Here is a 24677-nt window from a genome sequence, read left to right on the forward strand (position 1 = left end):
TTATTTTAGAAATCAGATGGAATCGCATACTAATCATTTTGACTGGTATTACCTCTCTTAGTTATGCTTATTCCATCTCTTATTTTCTTATTTACTATGCTTTAAACATGATATCATTACCTTAAAACCTGGTGATCATTAGTTTTCCCACCAGCCTTTTATATTAATATCATTGCCTCCCATTTGGGAAACTGCCTGCTCGTAGCTCTCATTATTAAGTGTTTGTTCGCTATCAGGATATAAAAAACGTACGGGTACACGATTACCATTTACATTGTCTGGTCCCGGAACAATTGCCGAGGGTAATCCCGTTCTTCTGAAATCATACCAGGCTTCAAAACCAACCAAAAATGATGCTAACCATTTTTGAGTGATTATGGTTTCTAACTTATCATCATATGCAACACCAATTTGTGCAAGATAAGTATTGATATCTTGATTAACCTCCCAATATTCAAAAGATAATCTCACACCATTTTCATATGATGTTTTAGCATCTGCAGTGATCCAACCTCGTTGTGCAGCTTCTGCAATGATAAAATGAACTTCGGCTGCTTGTATGATTGCTGCTTTTACACTATTTGGAGAATCATAAAAAAAGGATTGATTTATTCTGGATACGTTACTGGCTCCACCATTAAATGTTGATGCATTATCTTCACTTAATCCATTAGTTAACCCTACAAAAAGATTAGGATCATCATCTGGGTTATCTGTCGGCTGAAACCACTTTGATAGACGCTGGTCATTAAATTGTTTCAAAACGGCCTCACTGGTTTCACTAAGTCGGTGTTCATCAAATCCCCCAATTCTACCTGTACTTATAGGCCATGAATCTATTTGTGTTGTCGCTGGATAGGGTACTACAGCATTATCGGCATTGGTAGCTATAAAAATGCCGCTATCTACTATCTCTTTCATTTCTGAAGAAACATCTACTTTGTTCGAAATTCTTAATAGATAACGTAGCCTTAAAGAGTTTGCCAGCTTTCTCCATTTTTCGAGGTCGCCTCCATATAAAACATCGCCACCAAGAATAGGCTGTCCTATTGCCAATTGTTCTTCTGCTTTTTTTAAATCCAGAAGAATTGCAGTATAAATCTCTTGTTGACTATCATATTTAGGAGTAAAGTTATTATTTTGGCCATCTATCGCTTCTGAAAAAGGAACATTTCCCCAATTATCTGTTAGAATAGAAAAGACATAAGACCTAAGGATTAATGCCATCCCTTCATAACTTGTATTTCTGGTTTCTTTTTGTAGTGAAGTCTTCAAAATAAGGTCAATTTCTGGGAGAATCCCGTAGTATTCATTCCATAATCCAGATTCTGATCCCCATTCATAACGGTCAAAACCTGTAAAATTGATCTTTGCAGTTAACTGACCTACAATATTACCTCTATCCCATCCAGATTGTGCTGCTCTATTAGCTACAGTAGAGATAACTGTAGATATTAATAAATCTGAACTTACTTCTTCGGGTTGATTAGGGTTAGCGTTCGTTTCTTCAAAATCATTAGTACAGGATAGCACTGATACTAATATTGCTAGTGTTACTATTATATATTTTTTCATCTTTATTGCTTTAGAAAGTTACATTTAGATTAATCCCATAGCTTCTAGAGCTTGGTAATGCCATATCTTCAACTCCTGGTACGATGGTTCCTCCATTAAAAGAGATCGTCTCTGGGTCAAAATGAGGGTTTTCTGTCCATAATGCTAAATTTCTACCTACCAATGACAACGACAGGCTCTTAATTATCGTTTTCTTGAGGATTTTTTGAGGGAAATTATACCCCAAACGCACTTCTCGTAGTTTTAAGAAAGAGGCATCAAATATTCCTATTTCTTCGTTACCGCGATTATAGCGCCACCAATAATAATCTCGCCCAGAAAGCACTACATCATTTGGTCTATAACTTCCATCTGCATTTTGGATAACACCTTCAGAGATGATTCCTGTTTCTCTTCCTACAGCTGTAAAATCCATCATTCCCGAAGTACCGCCAATAAGGGTTGTTCTAGACATAATTTCTCCTCCCTGTCTCCAATCAAACAAGAACCCGAAATTAAATCCTTTATACGTAAAAGTATTCTGCCAACCCACAGTAAAATCGGGATTATAATTTCCTAATTTCTTTAAGTTTGGATCTCGTACAGAAAAGCCATCTTCATTATGCACTACCTGGCCAAAAAACTGACTGTTAGGATCATCTACTGTTACCAGACCTGTACCATAAATATCTCCCATTCTACCTCCGACCTGAGCTAATACATTAACATAATTAGAGGATATCTCATAAGTATCTAAATCATCAATTAAAGATTTTACTTCACCACGTGCACTAGTAAAGTTAACATTGGTTTCCCATGTAAACCCACCTTCACTTTTAATAGGTTTGGCATTCAATACAACCTCGAATCCTGTATTTTCAATTTCACCTGCATTAATAATCCTTGATCCAAATCCTGATGTATTCGATACAGGTAAGGTCAGAATTTGATTTTTTACAATAGATTTATAATAGGTTACATCAAATCCCAGGCGATTATTAAAAAATCGGATATCTGCCCCAACTTCGGTCGATGAAGCTTCTTCTGGTTTCAAATTTTCGTTGCGCAATATATCCGATGCACTCACTCGTTGAAAATTCCCAAAAGGCTCATTAAATGAGAATGTATTTCTAAGGGCATAGGGATCGGTATCATTACCAACGACAGCCCAACCACCACGAAGTTTTACAAAAGAAAACATCTCTGGCAACTCTACCATATCAGACACGATAGCACTAAGACCTACTGATGGATAGAAATATGAGTTATTGTCTTTTGGTAACGTACTGGACCAATCATTTCTACCTGTGATATCCAGAAAAAGGAAGTTTTTATACGAAAAATTCGCAAATGCATATAATGAATTGATTTTACGGGTATCGTTAAATTGTGTTTTTGACAATGGTTCTGCCGAATTTTCAAAATTATAAATCCCGGGAACTGATAACGAGTTTGCACTAATTCGTTTATATCGGTTTTCTTCTTCTCTGGTATTACCTCCCAATGATAATCCCATTGTAAAATCTTCATTTAGTGCTTTATTATACTGCAGGAGAAAATCGGTGTTCTGCTCTTTAAAGAAAATATCATCTTCACGATACTGCCCTTTTGCAAATCGTTGCGTACTATAGGCACGTCTACTGGCGCGTAGTTCACTAAAATAATCGACACCTGTACGCAACATAAGAGATAAACTAGGTGTGATATCTATATCTACTCTGGCATTACCAAAAATTCGATTTTTATCAAACCCATTAGTATTTTCATTCAATGTAAAAAATGGATTATCGTGCCAGTTATAGTTATAATTAAACTGCTGTCTCCCTTCTAAGCCGGGTTGCCAATAGTTTCGAAGAGAATTCATATCTATCTGACGCCCAAACCAAACCCATAAATACATGATATTCTCTGTACCATAAGAGTTATTTGGTCTATTATTACTTTTACTATTAACATAGTTAACCGATGAAGAAACCTTTAACCATTTTGTTAGATTATAAGAGCCATTTAATGCATATGTTCTTCTGTCATAATCTGTATTTGGAAGAATGCCTTCACTTTCTAAATTGGTTAAAGAAAGTCTTAAATTCCCAAATTCATTACCCCCAGTTAAAGCCAGGTTTGTAGTTATTGTTGATCCTGTTCTGAAAAAATCTTCGATATTATTGGGATTAGATTTCCATGGTGTAGCAATAATTTCATCTGCAAAAGTACCATCGGGATTTCTTGGTCTTACTGCAAAATCTCCTGCTCTAAAACCACTAGTTGTTGGACTATCATGTTGAGGAATTAATTGACCATTTAAACGCGGTCCCCAGCTCTCATCAATATTATCATTAACACCGCCTCCAAATCCATCAAGAAATGCAAATTCTCCTCCTGCTCCCTGACCGTATTGGTTTTGATATTTTGGTATTCGTAATGCATTTTCAAAAGTTACATTTTGAGTAAAACTAACCCCTAATCCTTTTGTTCTTTCGGCAGATTTCGTAGTAATTAAAACGACTCCGTTTAATCCACGAGATCCGTAAAGAGCTGTTGCATTAGGTCCTTTAAGAATAGAGATAGATTTAACATCATCGGGATTAATATCCTGTGCTCCATTACCATAATCTGTTTCGAGATTTCCTTCGGCTCGATTGCTAATAGTACGATTACTTATCGGAATACCATCTACCACAAACAAGGGAGAATTATTTCCCGGAATAAGAGAACCTTCTCCACGTATTGTAATTAATGAGGTTGATCCTACACCCGATCCTCCTCCTGTTATTTGAACCCCAGCTGCACGACCAGCTAATGAGTTCGTAACATTCGTTTCTCTAGCCGTTGTAAGTTGATCCCCCTGCACTTCTTGCACCGAGTACCCTAATCGTTTTTTTTCTTTCTCTATACCCAAAGCTGTGACTACAACTTCATCCAGTGCTTCTGCAGAAGCAACGAGTTCAATACTTCCTAAATTTTTAATTTCTCCTGGATGTATCGTTATTGAAATCATCTTATCTTCAAAACCAAGATAAGAAATAGCAATACTGTATTGTCCTTCCTGAATTCCAATGATTTCAAAATTACCATCAAAATCTGTTACCACCCCTTTTTGAGTTTCCTGAAGCATAACATTTGCTCCGGGAAGCGGGGTTTGACCGTCTGTAATTATTCCCTTAATACTAGATTCCTGACCGCTGACTACCGTAGAAAAAAAGTAAAATAATACTGAAAAAAGTGTTAATGAACTTTTCATTTGTTAAGTTTAAATTTTACTAATACTAAATTTACCAGCCAAAATTGTATATAAATTTTAATATTAGTAAAATAGAAACGTTATTTAATCATTACTATAATAATGACAAATCGTAAACCTAACGTTAAAAAGATTAACTTAATTTAACCTCGATTTCTAGTTTTAAGGAATGAAGTGTTCTTTCTTAAAAAATTACTTCAAAAAGAAATAGCTGTTTAGAATGAAGTATGAATCAATCTAAAGGAAGAGTCTTGGTTATTAATTGAAATTGTGCAGCGCTAAAAAAGGTGAAGTTTTACTTGGGAATGAATACGTTGTTGTAAAAGATCAATATTTTGTAGACAGGGTAGTTTTAAAAATTACAGGTATATAACATTTGTATACCTACTTCTTTAAAAAAGTTTATAATTATCGTCGATTTCTATGTCTTCTTACATCGACAACATTAAAAATTTTGGCAACGTCTTTTAGATGCACTTCAATATCATCATAATAATCATTTAAAGAATGAAGGGTTAGTATTCCTTTTTCAACATCATGCTCAATAATTCTTTTTAAAAGAATACCTTCTTCTTTATGCACGATTACAAAATCCCATTTATTAATATGCAATTTACTACTCCAAAAATCCTGTCTCACGTCTCGACAAAGGATAAGATCACCTTCAAGATAACTTTCATAACTACCATTATCCATCGAATCTCCTTTTACCTCAAAAAACACATAATTACCTTTATATTGCCTATCTGCCAGATAAGGCATTTTTGGTAATTCTCCTACATAACCTTCATTTTCAAAACCACTTAAATACCCTGCATATGCATATTGATTTACCAAAGGAACCATCATAACATTAATAGAGTTTGATTGGACCTGCCCGGTATCATTAGTAGGCTCCATACCATGAATCATTTCGGCTGCATCATTGTTAAGTTTAATATTTTGAACCACAGCCAATAATTCTAAAGGAGGAACTTTTAAAACATCCGATATTTTTAGAAAAGCTTCTAAAGTAATAGCTGTTTTTCCTTTCATATAATTGAAAAGAGTTCCTTTCTTAATCCCCGTTTCTTCAATCAAATCCTTGATTAACTTACCTTTTTCGTCTGCTATTTCCTTAATCTTTTGTAAATCCATATTCAAAAAGTTAATATTATAAACTTTACAATTTAAAAGTATATCATACATTTCAATTAAATCAAAATATTAAACCTTTAATTTGTTTAGTTCAATATTTTAAACTATATTTGTATTGCTCACAAACAAATATACAAAAAAATGAACAAAAAGAAATTCTCACCTCTATTAAGTCCTATCAAATTGAATTATACTCCATACTATTCCATTAAAGAAGTTGAAAATTTTGAATCTTAAGATAAGCTAAAAGCTTATCATAGATCAGAATAAAAGTGTATTAAAAACAGTAATCATAAAAGAAAAATAAGTTATGGGTATTATTATTAAACACATTAAAACTATAGAACGAATAGATCAACTCACTCGTTTACAAGCTACCGGATCACCAGAACAATTGGCATCTCGTCTGGGGATTTCAAAAACAAAACTATACCGTATTATAGATCTCATGAAAGAATTAAATGCGCCTATTAATTATGATGTTTCTATACAAAGTTATGTATATGTAGAAGACGTAGGTTTTAAGTTCGGGTTCTACTCAAAAGAACAAAATTCTAATACCCAATCCCATCTAACATCAGTTATGTGATCCTTGGGTAAGTAAGTCTCATGGCCACATAGATTGCATATTTTGACACATTTTAATAATGTATAATCAAACCCATTTTTTTCAACTTATCTTTTTCAGTTTATAAATGCCTAATTTTTGATGACAGATTGTTAATTTCTGTCATGATTATTTCACTTTTAAGAAAAGTACTCTCTCTTATCAAGTATAATTGTAAACTTTCTGATTTTAAGCAACAACCATCATTTTTTCCCTTCTTTTTTATGGTAAAACCCTTGCTGTAAACTTCAAAAACACCACTGTAAACTCCTAAAAAACACGGGTTTATACCTATAGGAAATGTTCTAGTTTAAAGGTATCTTAGTACAAGAGTACATTCATGCTCAATACACCAACTCACACACACAAATCAAAAAGTAAATAGCAATGCCAATAAATTTCAACTATTTCTTTAAACCGGGGCTTTACGGATTTACAACTAAGAGAATTATATCCTTATATATAGTTATACTCTTTTTATGTTTTCCTAATCAATCATCGTGCGTGTTAGCATCCTGTCCTGTAGTGAAATTTAACACCTCTAATATTAATCCTATTGCTTTGAAAGAATTTCAACCTCTTGCTGTAGCAATTGAAACGGCAAAACTCAATACTTGTAAGATTGAAATTACTAGTTTTACCGGGGAATCAATTACTGTAGCCTTTTCGGGACTTCCTGCTAATCAACCATCAACATACAAAAATTTTATAGCTATTTGGGAATCATCTGTTATTCCCTGGACAGTAGAGCCCTTAAAAATGATAGAAATAGGAGTTAATACTCAAAGTGGCACTGTTACTATTGATGGCCTTACTATTACATACAACAGCTATGTAGTGGGATACGGGGTAGGTTCTGGAACAGGAAATATTTGTGCTAGTGCGATTCTGGGTGCGGGGGGTATTAAAGCACCGTTGTCTAATGTACATATTGGAATTGAAAATTTAGGGCAAACTTCATTATCTGTTTTCTATCAAACTCTTTCAGGTTACCTGCCCAAAAAAAACGGAAATTGGGTTGGATTATGGAAAGGCTACGCTTCGCCATATAACCTACCTCCTGATGCTCTTATTAAAACAAAAATAGATAGTTACTCTAATCAAGGGATTGTAGCGTTAAACAACCTATCGTTAGGTAGGGATACAGAATATACTTTAATATACTTTATGGGGGCAGATAATACGACCGCTGCAGCCATCCTAAATTTTAACACAAGTGATCCGGCGTCGGATAAATAGATACATTTTTAAAACCTAAAATTAACATTTAAATCTAAACAATTATGAGTACTGCAACATTAGAAAAACAAGGAAAATCAACAACGGTATTAACAACAAAAATTGAGATTACTACCATTACGGCCAACTCTCTTGACATTACTTATGATACTCTTTCGGGGAATCAACCAAATACTTTTGGAAACCAAGTAGTATTATGGCAGAATAGTAACGAGATTCCATTTGGTACACCACCACTTCAAAGTAAGATCATACCTAGTAATACTCAGGCAGGATCGTTAAACTTTGATGGTCTGGATCTTAACAACAATAGCTACATTGTTGGGTATGCAGTTGGTCCTACATTAAACGACCCTGCACAGACCTATGGAAACATTTGTTCTTCTTCATTTATTCCTGCTGCTGGACAACCAAATCCTACTAATAATTTTGAAGGAACAATCGTTAACGTAAAACCTGGTACCACTAGCGTGTCTTTTGGTTTGGAAAACTTCCCAAATCAAATCGATCTTAAAGGTAATAGTGCCTGGGCAGCTATCTGGCAAGCTGGAGCTCCTTCTTTCTACGCTCGTCCGTTGTCTGCGGTTCAGATCACCAGTAATAATGGCGGAGCTTTTAATAATGTAAATATCGGTAGAGGTCTTACCTATACCATAGCTATTTTCATGAGTGGGTATAATCCTACTGGAAACAGTAATCAGGAAACTATGGCTGCTGCCTATACGTTTACTAATTAATAACTCAGGTTAATAATTAGTATCTCCTTTACACTATGATTAGGAGTAAGCATTAATTAATGTGTTCAGATAAGTAAAGGCCTATACACATAGGTCTTTACTCACCTGAATACCAACAACTTTACTCTAGTCATTTTCAATGCTTTTTTGTCTAAAAACAAATTAGTAGTGCTCTTATATTCTCTTAAAACAAGGAAAAGCTTATCGCTTTTATCCATCTTAATTAGTTAGACATGACAGTTTTCTCTAAGAAGTTTATCAATCAGTTATATATCGCTGAAAATGCAACAGATGACCGTGGTTTTATTGCTTTTGTTACACCAGAAGGAATAGATCCTCCCGATGGTACTATTTACTTAAAAGATGCTCTGAGCAATGCCTATTATAACGGAAATTTTGTGTTTTCTGCACAGGCACCTTCTATTGAAAATGAAGCAGATGCTGAAATTTTTGTAAAAAACATAAACGAGTTAATCTCCTCTAGCTCTGCCAATAGAGCTATGATATGGCTCGAACAGATTGATATTAATGAAATCGACAAATCTAACACATCTCTCATGGGGCTTAGTGCAGACGGTTCTAGTTTAAACACAGGACTACAGGCACCTCTTACCTCGAGCTTAAATCTTACCATACAAAACGGGATGGGACTCATCTTAGATGAGGCTTCTAGTGTAATTACTCTTAATGGCAACCCAGGTAATCTGGTTATCAATTTTTCGGGAACTTCGGCTCCAAAAACTATTCCTACCAAAATAGGATATATCGATTTCTCAGGAGAGTTACGTGGCTGTATACGCTTTTCTAATTTTTTTATTAACAGGCTTTCTCTTTTAAATGATCTAAAATGGGGATTTCAATACTTGTTTCCAGAAGAAGAAGGTGATGAAGATTCATTATCAGAATGGCTACCATTAGCCCAAAGCACTCCTGCAGGAGATTATCTTGGTTTTAGTGTTGCAATCGACCCTTCTGATGTTACAAATGAAGCCTTTGATCCTTGCCCGAATGATGATTCTTCTGTATGTAATATCAATACAGCATACAACTCAAGAAGAACCTATTTCAACTTTACCGGCAAAAATAGTGATCAAAGAGATACTACCCTAGACTCGTATTTTACTTCTAACTATGGAAATGAAATAATACTGCTACCTAAGCAAGAATCTAACAATATATACAATGCTCGCCTGGTAATTTCTACAGGTGCTATAAACGATAATAGTAATACAGAAGAATTTCATTTTACTCCCGAAGGAGATTTTGAAATTGAATTTCAAAAAGAAACAACTACTGGTGAATACTACATGATGTGCGGCCTACAGGGTACAGAATTTTTCACCTTAAGTCAAAAAGGAGATACCATTCGTTTTATTTCTAAAAATGCAGCATTGGCACCTAAATTCCCTTTTGAAGCTGCCTCCTCTGTAAAAGCACCAGAATCACCAACAGCTCCTTTATTATCTCATACAAAAGAAACCGCCTGGGCAACTATACTAAACACTTCTGGTAATACGGTCACCTACGTATCTCAACCAAAAGGATCTGCTCTTTTTGGAGAAGGGAGCTCTTCCTATAAATATCAGGACTTATTTATTCATAATAATTTAGGCTTTACCTATAATGCCGATAATACAACCTTATTTCCGATAGTTCCATACCTGGGATTAACTGTAGGAAACGGAATCACTTCTTTTTCCGAATCAGACACAGAAACATTTGAAAGTCAAATCATTAGTCAAACTCGAAGAAATAACATCGGAAAAGCAAGTACGAATACGTCATTACTATCTGCAAAACAAATGGTAAATAAAAACGGAGTAACTCCCACTACTTCTACTACTCCGTCAGGGCTTTTGGCCACTACAACACAAAGCGGAGGGCAAACCCTATGGAACGAAGTTTTCTTAGGCCAAAATACAGACCATAGTGAAGAGTACAAACTAGAGTTTTTAAATCCAGAAAACGAACTGGTCGAAGCACTACAAACCAGTGATCTCTTTTTAGTCACTGCAAATTCAAAATATTTAGGAACACTAGGCGAAGAAGACCCTCTAACAGCTACATTTAACAACATCATGAGTATTGATAGTTGGGAATTGCAGGCCAATGTAGGGCAAGGAAGTGAATACAATAACTACAAAAATATTATGATCATTAAAGGGCGTAAAGGCAAATTATATGATCCTAATCCTGACTCAGAAATCAGTGCTAAAGAAAGCCTGGTTGCTAATCCAAAAAAATGGACGCAACGCGATCAATTTGGTTCTCCGTCTACCATTAATTCTGAAGGAGTGCAACAAGATCCAGATGCTGATCAATTAATCATACTATCACAATGGTTGCAATCCTATTTTAAAGAAACATACGAACAGTCTGACAACGAATATTTCTCTAAGTTTAATGAAATTGCTACCGATGAAAACTGGACCGGTATTCTGGTACTACGAATGGATATTAAAGAAATTCCTACAAATCTTCAAGGTATTATGGCTGGGATTACTAATCCTGAAGCATTTAATGCACATCATTTTGCAGTAGAAATAAGCCCAGTAAAAAAAGGAGATGCCAAAAATACAGGGGCTGTTGTTGATCAATCCAGTACTATGTTTGGTTTGATCTATTATGTAGATCCAGACTTTAATGACACCGCCAATCCGCCAGAAACCATCTCTCCCACCACTGCAGACACTTATGATTTTAGGCTACTCTCGCTAAAAGTTTTATTTGAGAATACCGCTGTAAAAAACTTTGAAAGCTATTCTCAATTAACCATCAATAAACTTTTTGATAGTGATGTATTGAGTATGGGAAATCCCAAGAATATTTTCAAAAATATTTTGCTCAAAGGTAGTTTTCAAATTAATAACGGGAATGCAGTATATAGTATGGGTAGTGTTGAGGATAATATCTTTTTGTTTGACAGTAATATCTATAATAAAATAGAGATCACTAATGTATTATTAACTACACGAGACTCCCCTAAAGAAGGGTATGACGAGTCCTGGTTTAGTATGCAGGGATTCATTGATTACAAAATCATTGAGAATACAAGTGATGCGAAAAATGTAACCAATTTTGATATTTTCTCTTTCGGAAGCCCGGATAATGATAACCTCACTCCAAGAACCGGCCTTAATTTCAGCAATCTTGGGATTTCTATGATTTATGAAATTGAACATCCACAACAAAATAAATCTCTGAATTTTGATGCAGGAGAAATCACCTTTGATATCACTACCAGTACTGCTAGAAGCGAAAGTTTATTTATCAATTTTGCATTGGATCTAAAAGGTTTAATTATCGGAAACAGCGAAAAAAGCCCTCAGGACAAAGGTTTCTTAACTGTAATCCCCGACGTTAGATTATCTGGAGTCGATAACTCTGCCTGGTATGGCTTAGATTTTAAACTAAATATGGGAACTCCAGGAGAACTGGCAGGCAAAGTAAGTTTAGATTCTTTTCTACTATTAAGCTGGACACCTGATAGCACAGGAGATACTTATAATGCCAATATTGGTATTTCTCTACCAGGTACGGGCGGTGGAGCAAAATTGATTAGCCTACAATCGGTACTTAAACTCTCGATAGGACAGCTTCGATTAGCTTTTGACGATAGTCAGAAATCGTTCCTTCTTATGTTTACCCAAATTGCTTTAAAGTTTTTAGGCTTACTTAAAATTCCGCCTAATGGTTCTTCTTTATTTTATCTGTTTGGCAATCCTAATTCTGGAGGGAAATCATCTGGATTAGGCTGGTATGCTATGTATAACAAAGATGATCCAAGCACTGTAAAAAGCTTAAAAAGCAATAAGAAAATAGCGACACTAGCAGAGTAGTACAGACATGACATTTATAATCAACATATCATAATTCTGTAAAGAATTACACAAATCATAAAAATATTTTAAGATGGGCGACTTCAATGATCTTTTAACCAAATTAATGCAAGGGCAGGAAGCTAGTGAGTCTACTACCGATGCATCAATAAAGGACATGCTTGCACTTATAAAAAGTAAGGATGAACTACGATTCTATGTAGATGGGACTCCAAATTTTGGACATCAAGCCACTACAGTAAATATTATGAAAAGAATAGTTGATGCTACAGACTATTCTAAAAATATTCTAATGATCTATTCTGGAGCAGATACTCCAGATAAATTGGCTATATTACTTACCGATCTTATCCCAAATGATATATTGACAACCAGTATAACCTATGGTAAAGCCACCATTACCTTTTTAGAATATAAAGACACAAAACCAAACCTGGAACAAATTGATTTTGGTTTTACTGGTGGAGCCGATAACAGCGAAGTAAATTATGCAGATCTTTTTAATGTCACCTATTTTTTAAGACTACAGCCCTATTTGTGGGAAAAAGCACCTAATCAAATAGAGCGTAAAGGTAAAGATCCATACGATTTAACAAAAGAATCGGCTTCATTTGCAGAATTAGCGTTTAAATTTCCTGCAGATTCCCTAACAACTGTTCCAGAAACCTTATGGACATGGTATGCAAAAGATCAAACCTATAATGCCGATTTAAAAATAAGATCTATAAATGCCGAGTCGATTTATAATGCCCATACTACTAAAAAAGAACTTCGACTCTGGCCCATATATGGTTTGCATCAGTTTTCTAGTCCTGCAGAAATGACTTTAAACTTAATCCTTTCTGCTTTTACCGCACAAATGAGCAGTAATACACCCATCGCGCTTTTTATCCTAAGTGATATTGCCAAAATACAAAAAAAGTATCAGGAAATGCCTTTTGATTATGCCTCGGCATTTGCTTTGGATCTAAAAAACAAAAACAGTTCTTTACCCGCCCTTAAAACAAAAATTCAAGAAGTATACATCGATAATGATATGTTTGGAGCTTATGCTCAATTAAGTTTAGATAATTTTATTCTTAAACTGGGGCAACAAGTTAAACCATTAATGGATGGTGGATATACATTATCATTAGTAGAAGGTTATAAAAATGGCAGCTATGTAAAAATTGATGACCTAACCAGTACACTTACCGGGGCAGGAAATAAAGAAATAGTGGCTATCACTCTCGGGCCGGTCCCTCAGGAAGTTTATAATTATTACTATGCCAATTCGGGATTACCCGGAGTTTTTGAAGGTCAAGGATCTTCTAGTTTACCTATTAGTTTAGGACGACCCTTTCTACAAATTCCAAAAACAGGAGAAGAAGATAGGGCTAATTACCCTTCGACTTTATCTGCTGTAAATTATTCGCCCGTCGCAGAAGCAGCAAAAACTGCTGCATTAAACATCAGAAATCAAACTTTTGATACTTATCTAAAAAAAACAAATCCAGGTAAACCCGAAGAGTACTACAATGCACTAGCTGTTTCGGGAGCGTTTATGGTAAATTCGTATACCGAATCTAATGATGTACACACCTATTTCACGAATTTGGGAGTTTATTATCAACAAGATATTCATGATAAACTGATGCTTGGTCTGGTAGGAGTAAAATTGGTCTTACCTATTGTTACGCTATTAGCATCTTCAAAAGCTCGTACCAAAACCAGTTCTGACACTGATCTAATGGTTTTAGAAGAAGAAGCACTTACATTAGAAGGAGTATATAATAAACTTATCAATAATTATAGTAATGGTGGTGTAAATATCCTAAATGCATTACCAAATACATACTTATCCTCTTTTTTCAAACTCGTAACAGGTAATTTGTTTTTTATTACTGTAGCTAAAGAGGATATTACAGAACAAAAAGATGGGGATACGGTAACACAAGTTACTTTATCTAAAGGAACAACAACTGCCTTTGGTCCTGATTTTAATATTACGCTAAATTTCACCAGCCCAGAAGAGTCGGTTGTTACAGAGATTGAAACGGAAATAAATCAAAGTTGGAATATCGACGGAATCCCTTGGATAGGTTTCGAAAAGCCTGGTTTCAGTTTAAAAATTAACGAAGCCGGAAGCGCAGTAGAAGGAGGTTTGAAAGGGAATATTATTGGGTCTGGCAAAGATGCCAATAATGATCCTATAGTACTGGAAACAATGATTAAATACCCTGAAGAAGAGAACACCTGGCTTATTACTGGCGGTTTTAGCAGTCCTCTAAGTGTATCCAGTTTTTTCCAGATGGCCGGAGGTATTAATCTGGTTCAAGTACTTCAACCTCCTTTGAATGGAATGGCAGGTTTTGGTTTAAAAGACATTCAACTACATTATAACAATCAAACTCATGCATTTGATTATATGTCGTATGAAATGAGTACAGATACACCCTGGGAATTATCTGCAAATCCTCCTTTTCAAATTAATCCTAGTGTAGATGTACAAGTCTATAACGTACAGGACGTAGCAAACAGAAAAATTGAATTTACGGTAACAGGTGATTTTACAATAGGCAAAGGAACGGTTAGTGTTTTAGGTACTTATCCTGATTTCAAAGTCCACGGGGGGCTAAGTGATGGCGTTATCCAGCTTAGTGACTTACTAGAATTATTTGGTACAGGACCCTTAGATTTAGAAACTGCTGTAACCTTATTGGATTTTGACTTAAAACCTAATGAAAAATATTATCAATTAAATACGATTCTCGAAGCAGACAAACCCTTAGTTATAGGACCTCTTTTCACAATTAATAAACTAACCGCTAATATCATTCACAACACAGGTAATAATGAAGTGAGTATCGGTGGTGAATTTGTGGTATTACCCGAAAGTATGAAAATTGGGCTATCCCTACAATCTACTTATGCCACAGGAAGTGGTTGGACATTTACCGGCACACAGACCTCTGGAGCTTTAGAGATTGGGCAGTTACTTACTTTTTACATTGCACCGACCTGGAAACCCGAGGATGGATTTGATTATGCAATAGATGGTCTTGGTTTTAAAATCCAAACAAAAACTAAATATTGGGAATTTAGCGGTAAAACTGCTAAACCCTGGGATATTGATTTCCTGGATCTTAGTGTAGAAGGTAATGCTATGGTAGCATATGGTAAAAAAGATGAGGAAACAGAAGTAGGATACTATGGTAATATAAATGCTAATGTTACCTGGTTGGGTATTAATTTTCAGGCATTCTATGATTTTGATCCCAGTGTAAAATCCTTTGGGATTATCTGGGAGTTCTTAAAAGGTGAAGTAAAGGACATTGGCACCAATGGAAAACATCATTATATAGCAGAATTAAGTTTTACTGAGTCTACTACTATCGGTAGTATGGTAGAAAAAATGGTTTCCTGGGCAACAGGAACTCAATTTGGACTAGCTGCTCCCTGGAATCTCCTAGATAAGATACCACTTAACAACCTGAGCCTAAAATATGATTTCACATCAAAACAGGTTGGTTTCAGTCTCGGCATAGGCCCTATTTCACTAGGGTTCGCTACGATAGAATCTATTGGAGTTACTTACAAATCAAACCAACCTGATCCAAAAGATAATGGGGTGATGGTTACTTTAGATGGGAGTTTCTTATGGCAAGACAAACCAAAGGAGCCTTTAACCTGGGATGCCGCCAAACCAGAAACCACGCCTTCTCCTTCGGGGCAAGGTAACAAATATTTGGATTTACGCTTACTGGCATTAGGACAACATGTTGCAATACCTGGTTTCCAGAATGTAGAAAAAGTACAGGATGCTATAAAAATTATGGCTGATCTACCACCTACAGAACCCGGAGAAATTCCTGGTATTACTTTAGACCCTAACAGCAACTGGCTGGTAGGAATGAATTTTGGAGTACTTAAGCTTGAGGAAGATAAAAAATCTACATCGGCATTGGCGTTGGCAAATGGATCTGATACTAGCAGCAGTGATTACTTTATTACCATGCAGATTGTTTTTAACGATCCTAATCTATATGCATTACGCCTAGCTCTCGAAGGAGAGCCCGCTCGTATTTTTAAAGGTCTGGATTTTCAGATTTTATACAAAAAAATCAGTGATACAATAGGTCTCTATAAGGCAGAAATCGCTTTACCCACAGTAATGCGAAAAATACAGTTAGGCCAGGTTAACCTTACATTACCAATTTTTGGTATAGAATTGTTCACCAATGGTGATTTTCAGGTAGATATAGGATTTCCGTGGAAAGAAGATTTTTCTCGATCATTTACCTTCCAAACCCTGATTTGGACACCGATAGGTATCCCAATCCCTGTTATGGGTTCGGCCGGAGTTTATTTTGGTAAACTCAGTAGTGCTACAACCAATAAAGTACCAGATGCTACTAATGGTACTTTTAATCCTGTTTTGGTATTTGGTTTCGGTATGCAATTTGGATTTGGCTATGATTTTGATGCTGGTATTTTGAAAGCAGGATTTAGCCTTACTGCAGTAGCAATTTTAGAAGGAGTTCTAGCTAAGTTTAATCCGTATCAATTAACAACAACCTCTTCATCTAATGATGCCCAGGTAGCAGAAGCGTATTATTTCTGGTTTAGAGGTACAGTAGGTGTCATCGGAAAACTATATGGCACTATTGACTTTGCTATCATTAAAGCTGATCTTAATATTGACATCAGATTATTGGCTCAATTAACGTTTTCTCCTTATGATCCTATTGTAATTCAGCTATCAGCCTCGGTAAGTGTTTCACTAAGTGTAAGTATAAACCTAGGGTTATTCAAAATAAAGATGCACTTCAGTTTCTCTGCTAGCATCAGTCAAAGTATTACGATCAAAGCAATAGCAAGCAATCCACCTTGGCAAACTGCCCCATCTGGCATCGCTTTAAAAGCGTATGCGCAGAATGAATTACAAAACGCGAAACAACTTCGTATCGCTTTACATAACCCACTTACAGTAGCATTGACTCAGGTAACACCAAATTGGTCTAACCTGGAAAAAGCAGCAACAGTAGCCCCACTAACAGGATATCTGGGACTAGGGCTTACTATGGCTGGTGATAAAGCTACCGAACTAAGCGAGCAACAAGCATGTTATATTGCTATGCTTTTCTTAGAATCTATGACACCGCCACAAGAGGATCGTGTAGATGGATACCAAAAAGCTTTTAAAGATACTGCAGATTCTTCTTTTGAGTTGTTAAGTAAAGAAATCTTTAGATGGACAGTCGCTGCACTACAGAATGGTTCTATCACTAGTGAACAAGTAGATAATACTCCTGTCACCAGCTCGCAATTAACACAATTATTAGCGTATTTTAGTGATCCTTCTAATCCTAGTCCAATCCCGACAGAAGCTATAGATTCTTTTATGACAGATCAGTTTGATCTGCATATTCAGGAACAACCACAGCAAGAAACAGATGTCAACGCTACATTTTTCCCAATGGCATTGTCACTAGAATTATCGACACCAGATTATGGTACCGATTATAAAGGAGTGACCTATGATTTTGAAAGTTATAACACTATTTCTTCTACATATATAAGTGATCTTAGAAAATACTTCGATCAATTAGCAATCCAGATGCAAGAGAAAGACCCTTCAACTTTCGCTGCTTTTGCAGAAGGACAAGATATTTCTGTAGGTAACTTTGTATTTAGTGACTATTTCTTACTAATTGCCAAACAAATGGTCCAGAATGCGCAGGATTCCTTAAAAGATTTTAAATATTACACCAATAGCGGAGATAGCCCAGACAGTATTGTAAAATGGGTTAATGATAATGGCGACCTCTCTGGAGATATGGCGTATACTATTGCAGAACTTTTTAACGATAATTCTGGTATAGCATTAAATTCTGGGAAAACCATGTATATCTCTAACAGCACATATACCGTGCAACAGGGAGATACTTTTGACAGTATTGCTAATCAAGCTATTTATGGAAAGAGTTTTGATGGAAATAGCCTGGCAATGCTAAATAAAAAAGTTCAAAACATTCTGCAAGAAGGTATCGCTATTAGTTTTACCTATAACAATTATACATACGATTACACCACTTTACCTTCTCAATCTCTAACCGAAGTCGTTGATGCTATCAATGATACCGTACCAAAAGGAAATCAAATTGATATCAATATTTTGATTACTGATGGTGGTATCGCTTCTATAGCCAATTTATTACTTCCTGTTGCAACATTAAACATTGGATTAATTACATATACTACAGTCGAAGGTGATAACCTGAGAAGTGTAGCTTCCAAATTTAATGTTACTCCAGAAGATCTGGCTAATTCTGGTGATAAAGATCATAATAACGATAAGATTACAGATCTATTTGATTCTGCCACACTGGATATGGCAAATCTAGAGCAGTTTAAAGTAGGCGAATTACTTAAAGAAATTCAAGCTACTCAAGGAATCCAGCACTTGTCTGGTATGACTTCTCGATATTACCTGGCAGGTCTTAAACTTCCGGTAGATGGAGTTACTCCAAACTATAAAGGGATGTGGGTAGAAGATAATAAAGGTGTTTTATCATACGGGGATTTAGAATCTGCAGGACTATATGCACTAGATGGTCAGCAGTTTCCTATCCCCACTCTTACAGAAGGTAATAATTTTGAAATTACCTTTAGCAAACCAGATCCAGATGCATTAAAATGGTTATCATTTAACGGTGATGATCCTGCAAAAATGGTAATTACTATTAAACCCGATAGTGATGATGCTATACGCATAAATAAGGTTGCTGAATATGCTACCAAAAACAAATTAAATACTGGTCTTAGTTTCCTAGGTGTTAATGATTTGTTTACCAATAGCGAAGCCAGTTATCCATATACATCAGAGATTGTCTGGAATGCCGCTTCTTCTATTAATCTTCCGTACGGAGGTACTCCTTCTGGTGTACCGACATTAAGTTTATGGCCGTTACCAGATACATTACTTCAACTACCGGATCTAAGTACCCGAGCGGTTAATCCAAGAATGGAATTTTTAATAGGTCAATATGATGACGTCTCTAAAAAGATGATCAATCATGATGTTGCATATTATGGACTAGGATCCCTGGTAGAGGTTACTATAAAGAGGGTACCTATAGTTTCTGATAGCCCTTCTACACAGACCACTTATGAAGTAGTTGGAGCAAATAGTAACAACGCTAATATTCTTGAAAAAATAGTTAGTGAAATTGGTGATAACAATTCGCTAATTGCCAGTTTGATCCCTGCCTATGCTGTTGATTCTAATGGAAGTACTCCCGATGGTATCCAGACAGATGCACAAAATGCACTCACTATGGGATTAGCCCAGGTAAATCTTTCTACGGAAACCAGGCCTGATATGGCTTTTGATGCATTACTAAAAACTGCATCGATTCCTGAAGAAGAAAAAATGCGATTGCTCAATACGCAAACAGACTTCTTACGATTGCTATGGCAAGCCAGCATTACCAGAAACGGAGGATACTATTTATACTACTATAATACAGATAGTAAACAAGGGCTTCCGGATCGTATTTTTGATGATAACGGGGAGGCTACATTGTCATTTATTGTAATGTACAGCAAACCTTCTGAAGAAAGCCTTCAAAATACAATAACTTCGTATATGAATGTTTTTGCTAATGGAGAGGCCATTAATAAAGATAACTCTGTACTCTTTGCGCAATCCAATCCAAATACCATAAAATTAGCATCTGTCAATACACAAACATTAGGCGAACTGGCCTATACATACTACGGAAATATTGCTGATGTCGCTACTGATAATCAAAATCTAACCCTTAGATCAGGGATTAAATTAAATATCAATGAAGGCATCTACGAAGTTGGAGTTGGTGGTAATACACTTCAGGAAATTGCTAGTCGTTTTGAGACTACTGTTGCTGCTATACAGGAAATCAATAAACAGAAATCAGGTAGCGAATTACCAGATCAGCTGAACTTATTTGATTCTATTTTCTTACCGCAGCTTACCATCACTGTAGGTACCAGTCCTGGTGGCACTACCTTCGCTTCATTATCCGATTTTTATGGAGAAAATATTTCTTCTATAGCCAATTACAATCAAAATGTTATTGGAATATTTGCCGATAGTCAAGACGTTACAATCACTGGTGGTCCAAAAATCAGAACAGCCACTGTTGCTGCAGGCACTACTTCTATAGATGCAATACGACCTATACCTGCTCCTGTTCCCGATAATCCAAAAACAGCAGATTTTGGAGAACTATTCTTACAAAATGTGTATAGTTCGCTCACCTATCAGGTAGTAGCTAATGATTATTTTAACAGTAGTAACATTGGTTTACCTTCTGGCCCGACAACAGATGCAGAAGATCCAGAGAGTATCGATAAAATCCAGGTTCCAAAAACACTAACAGCCGATGATAACTGGAACTATCAGGTAAGCATACCTTATACTCGTTTTAGTAAAGAGGTAGTAGCTTCAGAAAATGATCTTCCTGATGGAAACGACAGTCCATATTTAGGATTAGGTGATATTCTTCAAGTTAATTTTGCATGGCAGGATATTTATGGTAACAGTATTATAAGCGAGTTATCAGATCCATCGGCAACCAGTAATGAACCATTAAATGAACCACCTGTATTAACAGGATATACAGATGCTATTCTTGGACTTAACCAGTGGCCTTCAGTTAGTTCCTCCTGGATGGTTACCGGAGAAGAAGGGGAAGCCAAACTAGATACGGGATTAAATTTTGATCCTAGTTATTATCAGGGGCTAATCTCTACAACAGCAAAAAGCAGTACTACCATTCTGGGACAATATACTGTAACTGTAGATGAGGCCAGTGCTGTAGACAAAGCTAACTATACAATCGATCAAAATGTTAATATCGAGTCTATTGTTCTTAATGCCGATAAAAAATCAGTCACTATTACGGTAGATAACATTCCTGAAAATGTAGAAATAACGGTTACCGTAAGTAACGTTAAAGCCGATATAACGAATCCTGAAGATACTAATGTTCTTGTTTTTAACGGCTGGTCAAAATTTAGCGCCGATAATGATAAAGATCTGGCTACCTCTACAGTGATAGAACAAGCCACCAGGGATCTACAAACCTATACTCAGATTTGGTACCAGTTAACCGATCCTAATGGTATCGCTTTTCAAATAGATACTACATTAACCTCTAATCCTTTTGTTCTAAGCAAAGATGATGTGAGCAAGCTGGTTCAGGAATGGATTGCTTCTATCTATCTATTCTTAGCTAATCGCAGTATGGGAGAAATTACTACTGCGACACCAGATAGTGATCATACCATATCTTTCGATATAGACACTGCACAGGTAAATACCGAGCAAATATTCAGATTAGAGTTAAGTTTTACCATCGAGCGTATCGGAGGTTCTATTTCTGGTGATTTTGAAACTACAGGAGGCATTAAATCTGCAAGTACCAGTATTCCTCCTTTATCAAAAGCAGAATCAGGAGTAACTACAGGTTTAGAAGATTTTGCTGCTGGATTTGAGACTGCTTTATCTAAAAATGATGTGTATCAACTTAAAGTTACTTCTGGTGTAGACCGTGATGAGAATCTAAGTAATGCCGGAGGCACAGAAATATGGGCTACTCGACTAGGTGTTGATTCGACTACCAGTATTGGATATGAGATCAATGATACCAGTAATCCGGTGATTTTTGCACCAAAACCAATATCTAATAAGCTAGAGACAAAAGATCACATTCCTATCTATTATTTTAATCCTAAGACAGGTATAGATTTTTCTACTCCTTCTACATATACCGATTTTAAAAATATTGATATGGATCTTTGGGGTAAACAGATCTTTTCGAGTATTGATGGTGTATTAACCCCAGAATTTACAGCTGCTATTCAATTAGTTGATGATTTCGGAAGTACAACATTCCTCACCGATATGTTGGCCAATAAAAAACGACTGGCAGAAATCCTTAAGCTATCAATGGTTCCTGTTTTTGCAGGGCAGACAGCAGATACATCAGATATTCAGGAAACCTTTTTACAGCAGTTATTAGTTAAACTTAGTAATGCATATACTACTCGCGCCGGAATTCAGTTTGCCGCGACAGTACAGGCAGATACTGTTCCGGAAGGTGCGGACACTCCTCAACTATATGGAAATATAAATCAGAACTTTGTCTTTATGGGGGTAGAATTAGATCAGGATGAAGCTACTATAGTGTATCTTTTCTTCTCTAATTTTATGAGTAAAGAAGAAGCCGAAAAAATAAGTAATTATACTGTTTCTGATGATATACAAGTTGTAAACGCTTCATTGCTTAGTGAAAATAATCGCATTGTACGTTTAAAATTAAGTGGAGATGCCGTAATCGACAAAACTGTAGTAACTATTGTAGATACATTGTTTGATGAAGTTGGAAACGTTATTACACCTCCGCTAAGCCATACTGTACAGAAAAACGTTGATGGCGGTAACTTTAGCACATCCTTTAGTCTAAGTTCGCCAAAATTAGCATTGAGTGAAAGTAAAGATGCCAAGCTGCCCTTCCTGCTTTCTTCTCCAGACATTATTAGAGGTACCGAAAATGAAGTGCTATCCTATGTAGACCTGGATATTACCTATGCTGGTTTTGCTATCGAACATCAAATTAGTTCGGTTCCGGGAATCGAAGATTATAAAGCATCATCATGGTTAAGTTTTATTTCAAAAAACAAAACCAATCCATTAGAAACTTCATTAGGGGTGTTTAAAGTTCCTTTGATCTTAAGGTCCTTCCCTACTGCACCAGCAATGGTTAAGCAAGAGGGTTCTTATCCTTATACTACCAGTACTAATAATGCGATAAATGATATCTTAAATTGGAACTATCAGATTACGTATTCTCAATCTTTCCACTATCCTCAGGATCAGGTTAATTTTGAGATTCTGTTTAATGTTCAGGAGAATATGGCTAAAGCTCTTGGCAGTTTTGAAGATGCATTTGCGCAGATGGCCGAGTTTATTTCTGTTTTCCCTAATATCAATCAGGTATTTAATGATACATTGATCAAGATCGATGCTACCACTACAGATGCATCTGAGTTCGAATCTGCAGCGGTAGCCTTATCGTCCTATAACCAGATGGTTTCAAGAATGGCAGATGCTGCAGAAACCAGTAATGGCTTTGCTCTTAATGCCTTTAATGAGCTATTAAAGCAAGGTTATACTGCAGATCCGTATTCTTTTTACATCAAAGAAAGTTCTACAACAATAGAAACTACTACAGGAGTATTATTAGTTAATATTTTTGGTGCAGTACCAGAAGGAATAGGTATTCCGGTTGTGAATATTCCTGATTACAATGCAATTAGTATTGATCCCGAAGATGGAGCTAGTTATAGTTATTATTATACTTCTAAAGATACAGGCAAAATCCTTGAAGCTTCTATTGGGCAATCTATAGCAGATCGTATGGTACTTATCCCTACGATGAATATTCTAAACAGACAGGATGCCGATACTACTGCAAACTTAAAGCGTAATGTAGAATTAGTCCCTGGTAAACCATCGGCAGATGATTTTGTATATACGACAGGTAATATTGGATTTTCGAATGCATTTCACCCAACTATAGATAGTAGTGAGCCGCTAAATATTGCGACGATCAATAATCCGTCCAGCCCTAACGTGGGAACATTAGAGCAACAGCTTACCATTTTGTTTGATACACTATTAGCAGAAAACTCTCAGGATACCATTAGTATTTTGATGAATGCTAATTATAGCTATCAGGCAAACAGCAAGCTAAGTGATATTTTCCTTCCGGTAATTATGCAACCATTACAGTCGATACAGGTACTGGGTGATGGATCGGATAAAGCATTAAAACAAATGATTTCTGATTGGGCCAATAGCATTAAAGAATGGTTTAGTACAAATCAGGTAGATGATACCGAAGCATCACTGTGGTTTGATCTTACTATATTTTCTAACCTAACTGCACAACCTAAACCATTAATTCGATTAAGAACATTAACATTATCATTAGATTATATTACAGACATGTAATACATATGTAAAAACAGGCGAGCCAACCAAAAACTCCATACGACTAGTCGTATGGGGTTTTTTCTTCTTTCAACTTGAGTTCGATATAAGGATTTAGTTTAAAAAAGCTGTCAAATTAAGTGATCTGATACTTCGGCATAACTCTGTACAGGCCCAGGAAGATTGTATCGAGAATAGTGATTTTCTATCCAAAAAAAGCTATTCTCGATACAATTTTTCTACATTTCATTCTGAAAAACCACTCGAATTGACACTTTTTATGACATTTTAGCTTAGGTCG

8 protein-coding genes are annotated in these 24677 nt (G+C 35.9%); 5 read left to right on the forward strand and 3 right to left on the reverse strand.

Annotated elements, in window-relative coordinates:
* Positions 1-138: 138 nt before the first annotated feature.
* The 3 genes from Z053_RS0100155 to Z053_RS0100165 form a co-directional block, all read right to left on the reverse strand.
* Entirely contained in the window at positions 139-1575 is a 1437-nt protein-coding gene (locus Z053_RS0100155) for a SusD/RagB family nutrient-binding outer membrane lipoprotein (protein ID WP_025663005.1), read from the reverse strand.
* A gap of 10 nt (positions 1576-1585) precedes the next feature.
* Positions 1586-4795: a SusC/RagA family TonB-linked outer membrane protein gene (locus Z053_RS0100160; protein WP_025663006.1), complete on the reverse strand. Its 3210-nt coding sequence runs from the start codon at positions 4793-4795 to the stop codon at positions 1586-1588.
* A 408-nt stretch (positions 4796-5203) separates the two neighbouring features.
* Positions 5204-5932 (reverse strand): LexA family transcriptional regulator, encoded by a 729-nt coding sequence (locus Z053_RS0100165; RefSeq protein WP_025663007.1) that lies wholly within the window; start codon positions 5930-5932, stop codon positions 5204-5206.
* Between the two features lie 310 nt (positions 5933-6242).
* Between Z053_RS0100165 and Z053_RS29705 the strand changes: the two genes are divergently transcribed.
* From Z053_RS29705 to Z053_RS0100190, 5 genes are all read left to right on the forward strand, one after another.
* The gene (locus Z053_RS29705) at positions 6243-6521 is read left to right on the forward strand and encodes a hypothetical protein (RefSeq protein ID WP_025663008.1); all 279 of its coding nucleotides are present in this window, start codon (positions 6243-6245) and stop codon (positions 6519-6521) included.
* 405 nt (positions 6522-6926) lie between these two features.
* On the forward strand, positions 6927-7778 hold the full coding sequence (locus Z053_RS0100175) for a hypothetical protein (protein WP_152538229.1): 852 nt from the start codon (positions 6927-6929) through the stop codon (positions 7776-7778).
* Positions 7779-7822: 44 nt separating this feature from the next.
* The gene (locus Z053_RS0100180) at positions 7823-8515 is read left to right on the forward strand and encodes a hypothetical protein (protein ID WP_025663010.1); all 693 of its coding nucleotides are present in this window, start codon (positions 7823-7825) and stop codon (positions 8513-8515) included.
* Between the two features lie 233 nt (positions 8516-8748).
* Complete coding sequence (locus Z053_RS0100185; RefSeq protein ID WP_025663011.1) at positions 8749-12354, forward strand: hypothetical protein; 3606 nt, start codon at positions 8749-8751, stop codon at positions 12352-12354.
* 73 nt (positions 12355-12427) lie between these two features.
* Positions 12428-24397 (forward strand): LysM peptidoglycan-binding domain-containing protein, encoded by an 11970-nt coding sequence (locus Z053_RS0100190; protein WP_025663012.1) that lies wholly within the window; start codon positions 12428-12430, stop codon positions 24395-24397.
* Positions 24398-24677 lie beyond the last annotated feature (280 nt).

Origin of the sequence: Aquimarina megaterium XH134 (assembly GCF_000520975.1) — a bacterium.
GTDB lineage: Bacteria > Bacteroidota > Bacteroidia > Flavobacteriales > Flavobacteriaceae > Aquimarina > Aquimarina megaterium.